Annotated in this window: 13 protein-coding genes; 2 read left to right on the top strand and 11 right to left on the bottom strand. The window is 71.3% G+C overall.

Annotation, left to right across the window (positions count from 1 at the left end; genetic code table 11):
• Positions 1-91: 91 nt before the first annotated feature.
• The 9 genes from NOO62_RS09010 to NOO62_RS09050 all read right to left on the bottom strand — a co-directional run bounded on the left by NOO62_RS09010 (position 92) and on the right by NOO62_RS09050 (position 10,157).
• Entirely contained in the window at positions 92-1,171 is a 1,080-nt protein-coding gene (locus NOO62_RS09010) for a S1 family peptidase (protein WP_268770370.1), read from the bottom strand.
• A gap of 278 nt (positions 1,172-1,449) precedes the next feature.
• Positions 1,450-2,331 (bottom strand): slipin family protein, encoded by an 882-nt coding sequence (locus NOO62_RS09015; RefSeq protein ID WP_268770371.1) that lies wholly within the window; start codon positions 2,329-2,331, stop codon positions 1,450-1,452.
• A gap of 135 nt (positions 2,332-2,466) precedes the next feature.
• Positions 2,467-3,369, bottom strand: a complete 903-nt coding sequence (locus NOO62_RS09020; RefSeq protein WP_268770372.1) for a S1 family peptidase — start codon at positions 3,367-3,369, stop codon at positions 2,467-2,469.
• Positions 3,370-3,540: 171 nt separating this feature from the next.
• Positions 3,541-4,359: a DUF1684 domain-containing protein gene (locus tag NOO62_RS09025; RefSeq protein WP_268770373.1), complete on the bottom strand. Its 819-nt coding sequence runs from the start codon at positions 4,357-4,359 to the stop codon at positions 3,541-3,543.
• Between the two features lie 5 nt (positions 4,360-4,364).
• On the bottom strand, positions 4,365-5,669 hold the full coding sequence (locus NOO62_RS09030; RefSeq protein ID WP_268770374.1) for an NtaA/DmoA family FMN-dependent monooxygenase: 1,305 nt from the start codon (positions 5,667-5,669) through the stop codon (positions 4,365-4,367).
• The gene (locus tag NOO62_RS09035) at positions 5,666-6,727 is read right to left on the bottom strand and encodes an LLM class flavin-dependent oxidoreductase (RefSeq protein ID WP_268770375.1); all 1,062 of its coding nucleotides are present in this window, start codon (positions 6,725-6,727) and stop codon (positions 5,666-5,668) included. Before NOO62_RS09035 ends, NOO62_RS09030 begins: the two co-directional genes overlap by 4 nt.
• Before the next feature lie 16 nt (positions 6,728-6,743).
• A complete protein-coding gene (locus NOO62_RS09040) occupies positions 6,744-7,532 on the bottom strand; it encodes an amino acid ABC transporter ATP-binding protein (protein WP_321170560.1) in 789 nt (262 codons plus the stop codon).
• Positions 7,516-9,294 (bottom strand): FAD/NAD(P)-binding protein, encoded by a 1,779-nt coding sequence (locus NOO62_RS09045; RefSeq protein ID WP_268770376.1) that lies wholly within the window; start codon positions 9,292-9,294, stop codon positions 7,516-7,518. The genes NOO62_RS09040 and NOO62_RS09045 overlap by 17 nt, the downstream gene beginning before the upstream one ends.
• Positions 9,291-10,157, bottom strand: a complete 867-nt coding sequence (locus NOO62_RS09050; RefSeq protein ID WP_268770377.1) for an amino acid ABC transporter permease — start codon at positions 10,155-10,157, stop codon at positions 9,291-9,293. The genes NOO62_RS09045 and NOO62_RS09050 overlap by 4 nt, the downstream gene beginning before the upstream one ends.
• Before the next feature lie 495 nt (positions 10,158-10,652).
• Between NOO62_RS09050 and NOO62_RS09055 the strand changes: the two genes are divergently transcribed.
• A complete protein-coding gene (locus NOO62_RS09055) occupies positions 10,653-11,612 on the top strand; it encodes an ABC transporter substrate-binding protein (RefSeq protein ID WP_268770378.1) in 960 nt (319 codons plus the stop codon).
• Positions 11,613-11,631: 19 nt separating this feature from the next.
• Here NOO62_RS09055 and NOO62_RS09060 read toward each other — a convergent pair whose 3' ends face one another.
• Entirely contained in the window at positions 11,632-12,933 is a 1,302-nt protein-coding gene (locus NOO62_RS09060) for a DUF5685 family protein (RefSeq protein WP_268770379.1), read from the bottom strand.
• A gap of 291 nt (positions 12,934-13,224) precedes the next feature.
• On the opposite strand from NOO62_RS09060, the gene NOO62_RS09065 reads away from it, so the two are divergent.
• Positions 13,225-13,674 carry a cell division protein SepF gene (locus NOO62_RS09065; protein WP_268770380.1) on the top strand — a complete coding sequence of 150 codons (450 nt, stop codon included), beginning with the start codon at positions 13,225-13,227 and terminating at the stop codon, positions 13,672-13,674.
• 10 nt (positions 13,675-13,684) lie between these two features.
• Here NOO62_RS09065 and NOO62_RS09070 read toward each other — a convergent pair whose 3' ends face one another.
• Positions 13,685-14,881, bottom strand: a complete 1,197-nt coding sequence (locus tag NOO62_RS09070; RefSeq protein WP_268770381.1) for an acyl-CoA dehydrogenase family protein — start codon at positions 14,879-14,881, stop codon at positions 13,685-13,687.
• Positions 14,882-14,897: the final 16 nt, after the last annotated feature.

A 14,897-nucleotide genomic window follows, 5' to 3' on the forward strand; every position in this document is an offset into this window, starting at 1 on the left:
GCGCTTGTGAAAACTTTCACAAGAAATGCGATAAATACGGAAAGCCCCGCCCCCGCAGGTGCGGGAGCGGGGCGTCGAGCGTCCTGCGAGGTCAGCCGATCTCCGCTCCGTAGGCCGAAAGGGCCTCGGGAACCGGCTGGAAGAAGGTCTCGCCGCCGGACGAGCAGTCGCCGCTGCCGCCCGAGGTGAGGCCGAGCGCGGTGTCGCCGGCGAAGAGCGCGCCGCCGCTGTCGCCGGGCTCGGCGCAGACCGTCGTCTGGATCAGACCGTCGACCTGGCCCTCCTGGTAGTTGACCGTGGCGTCCAGCGCGGTGACGTCACCGTCGTGGACCTGGGTGGTGCTGCCGCTGCGCGTCACCTTCTGGCCGACCGTGGCGTCCCCGGCCTTGCTGATCGCCTGGGTGCCGCCATAGAGGTTCACCTCGCTGGGGTGCGGGGTGTCGGCCGTGTACTTCACGATGGCGTAGTCGTTGCCCGGGAAGCTGGACTCCTCCGTGGCACCGATCTCCGAGCCGCCCTGCGAGTCGGACCAGCTCTTCACCGCGTTGCCGCAGTGTCCCGCCGTCAGGAAGTACGGCTCGCCGCCCTTGACGACGTTGAAGCCGAGCGAGCAGCGCGAGCCGCTCCCCCAGATCGCGTCGCCGCCGGCGATGAAGGCCTTGTACTCGCCCTTGCTGCGCTTGAGTTCGGCCTTGCCGCCGAGCTCCTTCACGATCGAGGTGACCTTGTCGAGCTTCGCGCCCTTGACCGTGCGGTCGGCCGTGACGACGACCTTGTTGGTGGCCGGGTCCATCGCCCACGAGGTGCCGGGCACGGCCGCCTTGTCGTCGAGCGTCGCGCGGGCGCTCTTCAGCTCGGCGAGGGAGTTCTCGACGATTCTGGCCTTGCCGCCCGCCGACTCGACGGCGTCCGCCGCGCTCCGGTCGAGCACGTTCACGACGAGGGTCTTGGTCTCGGCGTCGTAGTACGTGCCCGCGGCGTCCGCGCCGAGCTCCTTGCCCAGCGAAGAGGCGAGCTTTCCGGCCTTGGCCACGGAGAGGGTGTCGGGGGTGGGGGTGGGGGAGTTCTCGCTCGCGTTCGCAGTCTGGAAGGTGATTCCCGCGGCGACCAGCGCGGCGATGCCCGCGCCTGCCACGGCGGCACGGCGCTTGGGTATGCGTCGGTGCTTCAAAGCTCACGACCTCCTGTGGGGGGACCGACCCGTCCGGCGTGGGGGCCTCGCGGGTCGCGTGTCTTGCGCAGCACGGAACCACCACGCTGAATTAGCCGCGTCCATGCCAAGTTGACCCGCTAACTATCCCGACGTCATCCGGTCGCACACAAGGTCCACTTCAGGACGCGCATGCGGGAACGGCCGTGCGCCCCCTGTGCGTCGAGTGAGCCGGGTCACAGCACGTCGGTCCCCGCTGCAAACACCCCGTGCGAGGGAAGGTCGTCAGCCGGTAAGGACTAGTCCTGTCCGGATTTCGACCCCGTGGACGGGCCGAGCTCTCCGACTTCCGCGTCTCCCGCACCGGAATCCGGCAGCTTCCCGGGCTCCGCGTGGTTCCCCTGCGGCTGCTGCGGCACGGGCGGCTGGGCCCGTTCCAGGAACCGGAGGAGCTCCACGGGGAAGGGCAGGACGAGGGTGGAGTTCTTCTCGGCGGCGACGGCCACCACGGTCTGGAGGAGCCGGAGTTGGAGCGCGGCGGGCTCCTCCGACATCTCATGGGCGGCCTCGGCGAGCTTCTTGGAGGCCTGGAGTTCGGCGTCGGCGTTGATGATGCGGGCGCGCCGCTCGCGGTCGGCCTCGGCCTGGCGGGCCATGGACCGCTTCATCGTCTCGGGCAGCGACACGTCCTTGATCTCGACGCGGTCGATCTGCACGCCCCACCCGACGGCCGGGGAGTCGATCATCAGCTCCAGGCCCTGGTTGAGCTTCTCGCGGTTGGACAGCAGGTCGTCCAGGTTGCTCTTGCCGATGATGGAGCGCAGCGACGTCTGTGCCATCTGTGAGACCGCGAAGCGGTAGTCCTCCACCTCGACGACCGCCTCGGCGGCGTCCATGACCTTGAAGTAGATGACGGCGTCGACGCGGACCGTGACGTTGTCGCGCGTGATGCCGTCCTGGGCGGGCACCGGCATCGTCACGATCTGCATGTTGACGCGGCGGAGCCGGTCGACCATGGGCACGATCATGGTGAACCCCGGTCCGCGCACGTGGCTCTGGAGCTTGCCGAGGCGCAGCACCACACCTCGCTCGTACTGTTTGATGACGCGCGCCGCCGCCATCGCGTAGACCGCTCCGAGCGACCCGAGGGTCAACCCCACCGCCACCAGCTCCTCGACCATGCCGGCCCCCCAGGGTCCGAATTGGGCGTGTTGCGCGCTGCTTCGAAGGTAGCTCGCCCTTCGGGCAAGAGCGAGCCCCCGCCCGGTGTCCGGACGGGGGCCTGTGCCGGTGGGACGTTCTCGGCGGGCGCTGTGTCAGTAGACGCTGACGTTGTACGCGCGCAGCGCCTCGGTGACCGGCTGGAAGAACGTGGTGCCGCCCGACGAGCAGTTGCCGCTGCCGCCGGAGGTCAGACCGAGGGCCGTGGAGCCCGAGTACAGCGGGCCGCCGCTGTCGCCGGGTTCGGCGCAGACGGTGGTCTTGATCATGCCGTAGACGACGTCGCCGCCGCCGTAGTTCACGGTCTGGTTCAGCGCGGTGACGCGGCCGCTGTGCGTGCCGGTCGTGGAGCCGCGCCGGGTGACGTTCTGTCCGACGGTCGGGTCGGCGGCGCGGGTGATGTCCTGGCTGCCCACGGTGCCGGACTTGGTGACCGAGTTGTTCGTGTACTTGACGATGCCGTAGTCGTTGGTCGGGAAGCTGGAGCCCGACGTGGTGCCGAGCACGGTGGTCTTCGCCGAGTTGGACCACCAGGTGGTCGCGCCGTCGGTGCAGTGACCGGCGGTCAGGAAGTAGTAGGTGCTGCCGTTGCGCACGTTGAAGCCGAGCGAGCAGCGCCAGCTGCTCGCGTAGATCGCGTCGCCGCCGGAGATGTACTTCTGGAACGTGCCCGGGGTGCGCTCGATCCTCAGCGCGTCGGCGTTGGCTCCCGCCGCGTCCTTGAGCTTCGCGATCTCGGCCTTGGAGACCGTGCTGTCGGCGGTCACGACGACCTGCTTGGTCTTCGCGTCGACACCCCAGGCGGTACCGGCGACGTCGGCGCCGAGGACGGCGTCGCTGGCCTGTTCCAGCTGCGAGGCGCTGAAGGTGGCGGCGCCGTCCTGCGCGGTGGCCGCGGGCACGGCGAGCGCTCCTGCGGCGACGAGCCCGGTGGCCACGGCGAGCAGACGGGTGTGTCTTGATATGCCGTTGTGGGGGATGGTGCGCTTGATCCTCACGTTTGTTCCTCCCGAGGGAAGTCAGTGGGTCCTTGTGGGTTGAGGACCCGTGAGGCGCAGCCAAAGAGACAGCCCGGATTCCGGTTACGCCGTGCTCCTGACAAGCGCTGCTCGGGAGTATTGGGGGGTGGACACGAGCCGCACAAGGGCACCTTTCGGCCGACACGGGCCTTAGGTGTCCCGAAGGTTCCGCTCCCCCGCCGCGATGTCGACGGGCAGCGTGTTGCCGGGCGGCGGGAAGGGGCAGATGAAGTGGTCGGCGAAGGCGCACGGGGGCAGCAGCGCACGGTTGAAGTCGACGGTGGTGCGGCCGTCGGCGCCGGGCGCGGCGGGGCGCAGGAAGCGGAAGCGGTAGCTGGACACGCCGCTGGTGGCGTCCGCGAAGACCGCCCACAGCGACCCGTCGCCCTCGACGCTCACCTGGAGGGTGTGCTCGACTCCCCCGATCCTGAAGGAGAGTTCACCGCCGACTCCGAGCCCGCGCTCCTTGCCGTCCGCGTTGCCGACCGTGACGGTGCGGTCCTCGTCGTACGGGATGAAGCGCCCCGGCACCGCCCAGCGCTCGTCGTACGCGGTGGCGTCGATGCCACGGAAGGCGCGGCGCGCGGTGGCGTCCGGGTCGAAGTCGCGCACCGCCCACAGGCCTTCGCGCCGGATGACGACGAGGCGGCGCCCGCCGAGCGCGACGCGGGCGTCGGCGACCGGGCCGCTGTCGGCGCCGAGGCGGACCTCGCCGCTGAGGGGCGTCCCGTCGACGGTGAGGCCGTCCTCGGCTCCCGCCGTCAGGACGAGCGCGTCGGACGTGCCGGACGTGCCGGACGTGTCGGCCCAGTGCCCGGGGATGCCCGGCAGGTGTCCCTCCGGGTGGTCGGCGAGCCAGTGCGTGCCGGTGAGGGAGAGCGGCCCGTAGGGCGCCGACACCGTCTCCGTCCGCTGCTCGTGCCAGTGCTTCCAGTCCTGCGCCGCGTCCGCGGTGTGCCCGTTGCTCATGGTGATCAACCCTTCCATACCGGCTCGCGCAGCCCGAGGTGGGAGCGGAGCGTCGTGCCCTCGTACGCCGTGCGGTACGCGCCGCGCTCCTGGAGCAGCGGCACCACCCGGTCCACGAAGTCGTCGAGGCCGCCGGGGGTGAGGTGCGGCACGAGGATGAAGCCGTCGGCGGCGTCGGTGCGCACGAACTCCGTCATGTCGGCGGCGACCCGGTCCGGGGTGCCGATGAAGGACTGGCGTGCCGTGGTCTCGATGACGGTCTGGCGGATGGAGAGCCCCTTGGCCTCGGACAGGGCCCGCCACTTCGCGGCGACGGCGAAGGGGTCGCCGATCTTCACCCGGCCCTGGACGAGCTCGGAGTCCGGGTCGGGGTCGATGTCGGGCAGCGGCCCGTCCGGGTCGTACGAGGAGAGGTCGACGCCCCAGACCTGTTCCAGGGCGAGGATCGCGTTCTGCGGGGAGACCTGTTCGCGGCGTATCCCGGTGGCCTTCTCCTGCGCCTCGGCCGCGGTGTCGCCGAGGACGAAGGTGACCCCGGGCATGATCTTCAGGTCGTCGGCGGAGCGCCCGTACTTCGCGAGGCGGCCCTTCACGTCGGCGTAGAACTCCCGTCCCGCCTCCAGCGTGCCGTGCCGGGTGAAGATCACGTCGGCGGCGGACGCGGCGAACTCCCGCCCCTCCGGCGAGTCGCCCGCCTGGATGACGACGGGGTGCCCCTGCGGGGAGCGGGGCGCGGTGAACTCGCCCTCGACGGAGAAGTGCCGTCCGTGGTGCGCGAACGGTCGCGGTCTGCCGTCCGGCGTCCAGGAGTCCCACAGTTCGCGGGCGGTCGCCAGGAACTCGGCGGCGCGGGTGTACCGGTCGGCTCGGTCGAGGTAGCCGCCGCGCCGGAAGTTCTCGCCGGTGAAGGCGTCCGACGTGGTGACGACGTTCCAGGCGGCACGGCCCGCGCTCAGGTGGTCGAGGGCGGCGAACCTGCGGGCCAGCTCGAAAGGTTCGTTGAAGGTGGCGTTGACCGTGCCGGCGAGGCCGAGCCGCTCGGTGACGGCGGCGAGCGCGGTCAGGACGGTCAGCGACTCGGGCCGCCCGACGACGTCCAGGTCGTGGATGCGCCCCTTGTGCTCGCGCAGCCGCAGCCCTTCGGCGAGGAAGAAGAAGTCGAAGAGCCCGCGCTCGGCGGTGCGGGCGAGCGACGCGAAGGACGAGAAGTCGATGTGCGAGCCGGACGCGGGGTCGGACCAGACGGTGGTGCTGTTGACGCCGGGGAAGTGCGCGGCCAGGTGCACCTGCTTGGGTCGTTGCGTCGTCATGCGGACTCCCCCGTGAGCGCTGCGTATCGGTTGGCGGGCCGGGCGAGCCCCAGGTGGTCGCGGAGCGTGCTGCCCGGATAGAAGGTGCGGAACAGGCCGCGGTGCTGGAGCAGCGCGACGGTGCCGTTGACGAGCCGCTCCAGGTCACGGCGGGGCTCGGCGGGCGTGAGGTGGAAGCCGTCGACGGCGCCCGCGCGGTGCCAGTCGGCGATGAGCTCGGCGAGGTCGACGGGCCCGCCGCGGTAGGCGGGCCCTCCGGCGGTGGGCAGCGGTCCGCCGCCGTGGCCGGGCTCGGCGGCGTGTTCGCCGCCGCCGAGGTCGACGTCGAGGGCGGCGAAGACGAGGAGCGTCCGCGGGTCGCGCCCGAACCGGGCCGCCAGGCCGCGCAGTTCGGCGCGGGCGGCGTCGGCCCGTGCGGCGGATGCGGCGCGCACCAGGGCGACGTCCGCGTGCCGTGCGGCGGTCTCGCGGGCCTGCGGAGCGGTCGCGTCGACGACCCGCACCGGGTGGCCCTGCGGCGGCCGCGGCACGATGGAGGGCCCGCGCACCGAGAACGTACGCCCCGCGAAGTCGGCGTAGTGCAGCTTGTCCCGGTCGATGAACCGGCCCGTCGCCACGTCCCGTATCTCCGCGTCGTCCTCCCAGCTGTCCCACAGCCGGGCGGCGGCGTCGGCGACGTCACCGGCCTCCCGCCACAGCTCTTCGCGCGACGCGGCCCCGCGCCGCCCGAAGAGCCGCGCCTCGGCTTCCGTCGCCGAGACGTCGAGCGCCCAGCCCGCCCGCCCGTGGCTGACCCAGTCGAGGGTCGCCACGGCGGCCTGCACGTGGAAGGGCTCGGTGTGGGTGGTCGTGACGGTCGGCACGAGGCCGATGCGTGCGGTGCCGGGCGCGATCCTGGCGGCCACGGCGAGCGCGTCGGGTCCGGGGCGCGCGAAGGAGTCGTGGAGCGTCACGAAGTCCAGTGCCCCGTGCTCGGCGAGGAGCGCCGATTCGAGGTAGGGGGCGGTGTCGTGGGTGTCGGGCCTGTCGAGGGCGACGGCCAGGTGGAGGGAAGGCATGCGTACTCCCGGAGGGCTAGAGGACCTTGGAGAGGAAGGCGCGCGTGCGGTCGTGGCGCGGCCTGTCGAGTACGTCGGCGGGGGCGCCCTGTTCGACGACGCGGCCGTCGTCCATGAAGACGACGGTGTCGGCCACCTCGCGGGCGAAGCCGATCTCGTGGGTGACGACGATCATCGTGGTGCCCTGCCGGGCGAGGTCCTTGATGACGTCGAGGACCTCGCCGACCAGTTCGGGGTCGAGAGCCGACGTCGGCTCGTCGAAGAGGAGCAGTCTCGGTTCCAGGGCGAGGGCGCGGGCGATGGCGACGCGCTGCTGCTGTCCGCCGGAGAGCTGCCGGGGGTAGGCGCGGGCCTTGTCGGCGAGGCCGACGCGCTCCAGGAGCTCCCGTGCGGCACGTTCCGCGCTGGGACGTGGCCGTTTGAGCGCGGAGACGGGCGCCTCGACGATGTTCTCCACCACGGTCAGGTGCGGGAAGAGGTTGAAGTTCTGGAAGACGAAGCCGATCCGGGTGCGCTGCTTGAGCACGTCGCGTTCGGGCAGCTCGTACAGCTTGTCGCCGGAGCGCCGGTAGCCGATGAGCGCCCCGTCGACGGTGATCCGTCCCGCGTCGACCTTCTCCAGGTGGTTGATGGTGCGCAGGAGGGTGGACTTGCCGGACCCGGACGGGCCGATGACGACGGTGACCTCGCCCCTGCCGACGTGCAGGTCGACGCCCTTCAGGACCCGCAGGGAGCCGAAGGACTTGTGCACGGAACGGACGTCGACCATGACGTCGGCCATCGGGGCGTCACTGGGCTGGGGCATGGGTACCTCGGGTCGTGGTCGTGGGGGTGCGCAGGAAGTCGAGTACGGCGCGTGCCGTGGCGTCGTTCTGCCGGAAGGTGGGGCTGTTGGTACGCGGCCGGGTGAACGCTCCGGCCCCGCGCGCGTCGGTGTGCGGGCCGAGTGCGAAGCGACGCGGGTGCGGTGTGCCCGCCCGGTCGAGTACGCGTCCGTCGGCCGGGTCGACGGCGAGGAGCCCGGCGGCGGTCGACGCGGCGCCCTCGGCGTGCAGGGCGCGCAGGAGCGGGTCGCGGGTGCGGGCGAGGGTGGGCTGCGGGAGCCGCGCCTCGACGAGCGCGCGGGCCTCGGTGACCTGTCCGGGCAGGGTGGGGCTCTGGGCGCGGAACACCCCGTCCTCGGCGGTGACCTGGACGTCCGCGCCGAGGAACCGGACGACTCCGGCGCGGGAGAGGGCGAGCAGCTGTTCCAGCCGGGGGCCCGGCGGCCCGGACGCGAGGTAGCTGAAGAAGCCGTGCCACCACGCCCCGACGTCGCCGAGCCGCACCAGCTGCCCGTACACGGAGAGCAGGCCGAGGAAGACGGCGAGGTCGGGGCTGTGTCCGGGGTCGTTCCTGCGCGCGAGGTCGTCGGCGATGTGGGCGCGAAGACCGTCCTGAAGCGCCGCGTACGAGGTGTGGCGCACCCCGGCCAGCGGGTGGTCGAGTGCGGTGAGGTCGAGCCGGTCGGCGGGGTCGGGCACGGCGGAGGCGACGAGGGCGTCCAGTTCGGGGCTGCCGGGGTCGCAGACCGCGTACTTCTCGTCGAAGTCGGTCCAGGCGGTGCGGGCGCGTTCGGGGTGGGCGGTGAAGAGGCGGTGGTAGTGGGCGAAGCCGAGTTCCTTCTCGACGAGCGGCCAGACGTCGCGCCGGAAGTCGTACCCGCCGGGTCTCGCGAGGAGTCCGTCGATCTCGGCGGGCCCCAAGTAGCGCGGCAGCGGCGGCCGTTCGCCCTCCCAGTCGTAGCCGATCTTCGAGCGGTAGGGGACGCCGCGCCGCGAGCCGACGTACAGGACGGGCTCACGGCCCGAGGGGTGGTACGTGCCCCCTTCGTACCGTCCGCCGCGCCCCTCGGTGAGGAGCACCATCAGGTCGACGAAGGCCAGGCCGAAGCCGCGCACGACGACGGGCGCGCCGGGTTCGAGCCGCGACAGGTCGGTGTCGGCGGTGAAGTCGGGCGGCAGGTGCACGAGCCCGGTGCGTTCGGCGTACGCCGCCAACTCGGCCTGTTCGTCGTCGAGTTCGGCGCCCAGGTGCCCCTGCGCGAGGATGACGGCATCGGCGGCGAGCGGTGTGTCGACACCTTCGAGTACCACCTCCTGGCGGGTGTCGCGGGCCCCGGTGACGCGCAGGGCCCTGCGCCGGTGGTGGTGGACGACGACGCCTTCGGGGAGGGCGGCGACGGCTTTCTCGTACACCCAGCGCAGGTAGGCGCTCTGCTCGCGGCGGCCGAGGAAGGCCCGCCCGTCGCGCCCGGACCACTCGTGGAGCGCGGGCCCCGGCAGGACGGGGCCGGCGACCTCCACCGTCTCGTCGGTGAACATCGTGACGTCCTGGGCCTGCGAGTTCATCCAGAGCAGCGGCGACTGGTCGGGCCGCCAGATGCGGCCGCCGCCCGGTGGGTAGGGGTCGACGAGGTGGATGTCGAGCCCCGAACCCCCGTACAGTTCACCGGCGTTGGCGCCGACCCGCTCCAGGATGCCGGTGGCGCGCGGCCCCGCGCCGACGATGACCAGCGACCGCCTCACCGGGCACGCTCCGAGCCCTTGGCGTAGTGCCGCTCGACGTAGTACTGGCCGACGCCGAGCACCGAGGTGACCACGACGTACCAGAGGGTGGCGACCATGAGGAGCGGGATCACCTGGTAGGTGCGGTGGTAGACGAGCTGCACGGAGTAGAGCAGGTCCTGCACGGCGATGACGGAGACGATCGAGGTGCCCTTCAGGGTGCCGATCAGCATGTTCCCGGCCGGCGGCACGATGGACCGCATGGCCTGCGGCAGGACGATCCGCCGCCACCTGCGCCACCGCCCGAGACCGAGCGACTGCGCGGCCTCGGTCTGCCCCCGGTCGACGGAGAGGATCCCGCCGCGCACCACTTCGGCGGCGTACGCGGCCTCGTGCAGGGTGAGCCCGATGACGGCGATGGTGACGGGCCCGAGCAGGTTCACGGTCTTCACGCCGAACAGCTGCGGGTACAGCGCCCCGATGTTGAACCAGAAGAGCAGCTGCACCAGGATCGGCATCGACCTGAAGAACCAGACGTACCCCCAACTCACCGCCCGCAGGACGGGGTTGGCGGAGAGCCTGCCCAGGGCGAGGAGCGTACCGAGGGCGAAGCCGAGCGCCATGACGAGGGCGGTCAGCCAGAGCGTGAGCCCGAGCCCGCGCAGCACGGACGCCGAGGTGAAGTAGTCGCCGACGACGGCCCATTGGAACGCGTCGTTGCGTACGACGGACCGCGCGGCCAGTGCGAGCAGGACCAGGACGGCGACGGCCGCGGTCCACTGTCCCGCGCGGGGGCGGGGCACGATGCGCGGCTCGGCGGAGAGTTCGGCGGGTTCTCGGGGCTCGGGGACCGGCGCCGGTTTGGCGAGGATGTCGGAAGACATGCGGAAGGCTCCGTGGATACAGAAGACCGAACACGGGTGATGCCTTCACACGGACCGAGCCCCTCAGCACGATCCGCATCGACATTACGGTGCTGCGCACACGCATTGTCAAGGCTGTCCAGGATGTGAGCCTTACGTCTCACGGCAGTTGACGCGGAAACGGATGCCTGTTCCACTTGCCCCATGCATCCGCAGCAGTGGCTGGTCACGCGCTCCCACATCGACTTCGGTCGAGTGTGGTCGGCGTCTTGTTGATGTCTTTCTGAGCCGACCGCCTGCGCGCCGGGCCCGTTCCGGGCTCGCACCTTTCCCTGCCTGTGGACCGGTCGGTCTTCCGCGTACGTCCGACGTCGCGCCGTCGCGCGCCGTTCGCTCCTGCCTTCACACGCGTACGTCACCGCTCTCCCGTCACGGACGCCACGAGCGGTGACACCCCCTCCCCTCGCACGTCCGCTTCGCCCTGCCCTGCCCTGCCGAGCTGGAGTCCGTCACGCCATGAGCACGCCCCCGCAGTCCCGCCGCATCCCGGCGGCCTTCGCCCTGATCACCGCGGCCACTCTCGTCCTGACCGGCTGCGGGGCGGGTGACGCCGCGGACACCGCGGGCGGGGCCGCCCCCGCGGGGAAGAGCGGCGGGATCCCCACCGCGGACGTGGTCGCGGCGGTCAAGAAGAACGGGACGGCGGCGCGTCTGCTCCCTGAGGACGTCCGCGCCCGCGGCTCGCTCTCCGTCGCCTCATCCGTCGGCGGCACACCGCCCGGCGCGCTCTACCTGGAGGACGGCAGGACGATCGTCGGCCAGGACATCGACTTCGCGGACGCGGCCGCCAAGGTCCTCGGCCTGAAGCTGAAGCGGGAGGCCGCGAGCTTCGAGGCGATCCTGTCCGCCCTGGGCAGCGGCAAGTACGACCTGGGCACGGGCAACTTCGGCGTGACCGACGAGCGCCGGAAGACCATCGACTTCGTCACGTACATCAACGACGGACAGGGCTTCGCGGTCCGCGAGAACAGCGAGCTGAAGAAGGTCACCGACTTCGAGCAGCTGTGCGGCCTGAACGTGGCGACCGGCGCGGGCACCACGTTCGAGGTCACGCTGGAGGACAACAAGCACGTCTGCGAGGAGGCGGGCAAGAAGCCGTACAGCGTGAAGACGTACGCCGAGCAAGGCGCGATCTGGGCCGCGCTCCAGCAGGGCAGGGCCGACGTGGTGATGTCCACCATCAACGGTCTGCGCTACGCCGTGAAGCAGCAGGAGGGCCTGAAGTTCCTCGGCGAGTACCGGCGGCTCGACGTCGGCTTCGCCTTCGAGAAGGGCTCGGAGCTCGCGCCCGCGTTCCGGGCGGCGGTCGACCAACTGATCAAGGACGGCACGTACGACCGCATCCTGAAGAAGTGGGGCACGCGGGGCTCGGCGATCGAGCACTCCCGCATCTCCCCGCCCGAGATCAAGGACTGACATACGCCTGCCGCGGGGATCAGACCCCGCAGTCGCAGCAGGTGCAGCACTCGCAGCAGTCGCAGTCGCACTTGTGGCAGCAGCCCTCGCGCTTCTTGCGGGACCAGGGGCCCTCGTACTCCTCGGCGCAGCACATCTTGCAGGTGCAGCAGAGCCCGATGGCGACGGCACACCCCGCCCAGAAGCCGCGCTTGCCGGGCTTCGGGGGCTGCGGCTCGAAGCCGGGCCCACCACCGAAGCCACCGGGACCACCGGGACCACCGAAGCCACCGGACCCGCCGGGCGCTCCGCCCCCGTAAGGGTTGCCACCGTCCGGAGTCCCACCCCCGTACGGGTTACCACCCCCGTAAGGGTTGCCACTCCCCTGCGGCGGCCCGAAGCCCCCACCCTGATGCACCGTCACCTCATGCCCACGCCCATGTCCATGCCCATGCCCATGCCCCTGCCCATGCCCCTGCCCGCACGCCACCGTGCCGAAGGCCCGGTCGATCGACGTGCCCAGCTCGTGCGCGAGCAGCAGGTGCGCCAGCTTGCCGTCGGTGAACTCGGCGTCACGCAGCGCGAGCCTGATGCCGTGCAGCGCGTCGTCGGCGAGACGGCGCGCCTCGGCCAGTGACGTACCGGTCGCGGTGAGCGGGTTCCACGCCCCCGACGCGGCGTCAGCTTCCTTGTCCTCGACGGCGTCGAGCAGATGGGCGAGCCTGCCGAAGAGGCGGCCCGCCTCGGCGAGCGGCGCCGCGTTGCCGGGCCGCCCGGCGAGCACGGCGGTGTGCGCGAAGGCCGCGGCGGTCGCCGTCTCCGTCGGCTCGGTGACCGCGAGCAGCGACGTGCCGGGTCCCGCCAAGGCCTCGATGCCGGCCTGCCGTTCGACGGCGTCGACCAGGACCGCCGTGTCGAACCCCACATCGGCGCCGGTCTCCGCGCCCGCCCGGTCCCAGTTCCGGGCCACGCGGCGGGCGGCGACGGCCACCGGCCTGCGCGCCAGGATCCCGTCCCCGTCGACGACATGGTCGCGGACCTTCGCCGACGCGAGCACCAGCGAGACGGCGGCGGCGAGCCGCGCTCCCTCCCCCCGGGCGACGGATGCGGTCCGCATCCCGCGCAGCGGGCAGGGCCCGGCGGTGCGCCGCCAGCCGGTCGTTCGTAGTGCCTGAGCCTCCGTCAGAACCGAGATGATGAGGCCGTCGTAGTTGGTGACGACGCGGGCGAACTGGCCGTGGTCGCCGCGCAGCGCGAGGCAGAGCCCGCACAGGTGGGCCATCCACTGGGTCTTGAGTCCTTCGCCGAGGCGATGGCTGCAGGGCCTGACGATTCCGAACAAGACGACTCCCCCGAGAGGCCTGTGTGTGAGCAACCCCGGCATCGTAGCCATCGTCCCGTTCACCCGTACGCACCGGCCGTCACCCATACGCAGTGGACAATCATATTTCACTCACTGTCAGCAACCGTGCACAGCACGACCCTTGGAGCGCACCGCACATCGGCGTGTTGACTCTGCACCAGTACCGTCACGAAAACCCCGCGCGGCGACTATCCACTTGGCGCATCATCCGCATCATGGACGACGATAGGGATGCGGAATTCAGGGAAACCGCTGCGAGAGGAGGCGTCCATGGGATCGGTGCGCAAGGCGAGTGCTTGGCTTGGCCTCGTCGACGACAACAACGACGAGCGTTACTACGACGACGGCTACGAAGACGACCGGAGCGAGGGCCCCGACCAGCCGGAGGCCTGGGTCACCGACCCGCGCGTGCGGGTGGCGAGCGAGAAGGCCCCGGAGCAGGAACACCGGATCGGGACCGTGACCCCGGACAGCTTCCGGGACGCCCGCCGCATCGGTGAGCTGTTCCGGGACGGCGTCCCGGTCATCATGAACCTGACGTCCATGGAGCCCACCGACGCCAAGCGCGTGGTCGACTTCGCGGCGGGCCTCACGTTCGGCCTGCGCGGATCGATCGAGCGCGTGGCCACGCGGGTCTTCCTGCTCACGCCCGCCGACACGCAGATCGTCAACGGCGAGGCCGGAAGCCGCGCGGCGGACGGCTTCTTCAACCAGAGCTAGGCAAGGCCGCTCACCGGAAGGCGTCGAGACCGGTGAGCGCCTTGCCCAGCACCAGCTGATGCATCTCGGACGTGCCCTCGTAGGTGAGGACGGACTCCAGGTTCGTCGCGTGCCGCATGACGGGGTACTCCAGCGAGATCCCGTTGGCGCCCAGGATCGTCCTGGCCGTACGGCAGATCTCGATCGCCTCACGGGCGTTGTTGAGCTTGCCGAAGCTGATCTGCTCGGGGCGCAGCTTCCCCGCGTCCATGCGCCGCCCCAGGTGATGGGCGAGCAGGACGCCCTTGTGCAGCTCGACCGCCATGTCGGCGATCTTCGCCTGGGTGAGCTGGAAGCCGCCGATGGCCCGGCCGAACTGCTCGCGGCTGCGCGCGTAGTCGACGGCGGCCTCGAAGGAGGAGCGGGCCGCGCCCATGGCGCCCCAGACGATGCCGTAGCGGGCGTGCGAGAGACAGCTCAGCGGGCCCTTGAGGCCGACGACCTCGGGCAGCACCGCGTCGGCGGGCAGCCGCACCTCGTCGAGGACCAGTTCGCTGGTGACGCTCGCGCGCAGCGACCACTTGTGCTTGATCTCGGGCGCCGAGAAACCGGGGCTGTCGGTCGGTACGACGAATCCCCTGATCCCGTCGTCCGTCTGGGCCCATACGACAGCGACCCCGGCCACCGACCCGTTCGTGATCCACATCTTCCGGCCGGTGAGCACCCAGTCGGTGCCGTCCTTCTTCGCGTGCGTACGCATGGACGCCGGGTCGGAGCCGTGGTCCGGCTCGGTCAGACCGAAGCAGCCGATGATCTCTCCGGCGGCCATGCCCGGCAGCCAACGCTGCTTCTGCTCCTCGGAGCCGAAGCGGTGGATGGCGTACATGGCGAGGGAGCCCTGCACGGAGACGAGGGAGCGGATGCCGGAGTCGGCGGCCTCCAGCTCCAGACAGGCGAGCCCGTACTGCACGGCGCTCGCCCCCGCGCAGCCGTACCCCTCCAGGGACATCCCGAGCGCCCCGATGGAACCGAGTTCACGGGCCAGCTCGCGAATACCGGGCAGCTCGCCCTTCTCGTACCAGTCGGCGATGTGCGGCAGGACGCGGTCGGCCGCCCAGGTGCGGACGGTGTCGCGGATCGCGAGGTCCTCCGGGTCGAGGAGGTCGTCGATGCCGAGGGGGTCGGCGGGGTCGAAGGGCGGCAGAGGGGTGCGGGCGCTTGCGGACATGCGGGCCTCCGGCAAC

Source organism: Streptomyces sp. Je 1-369 (assembly GCF_026810505.1).
GTDB lineage: Bacteria > Actinomycetota > Actinomycetes > Streptomycetales > Streptomycetaceae > Streptomyces.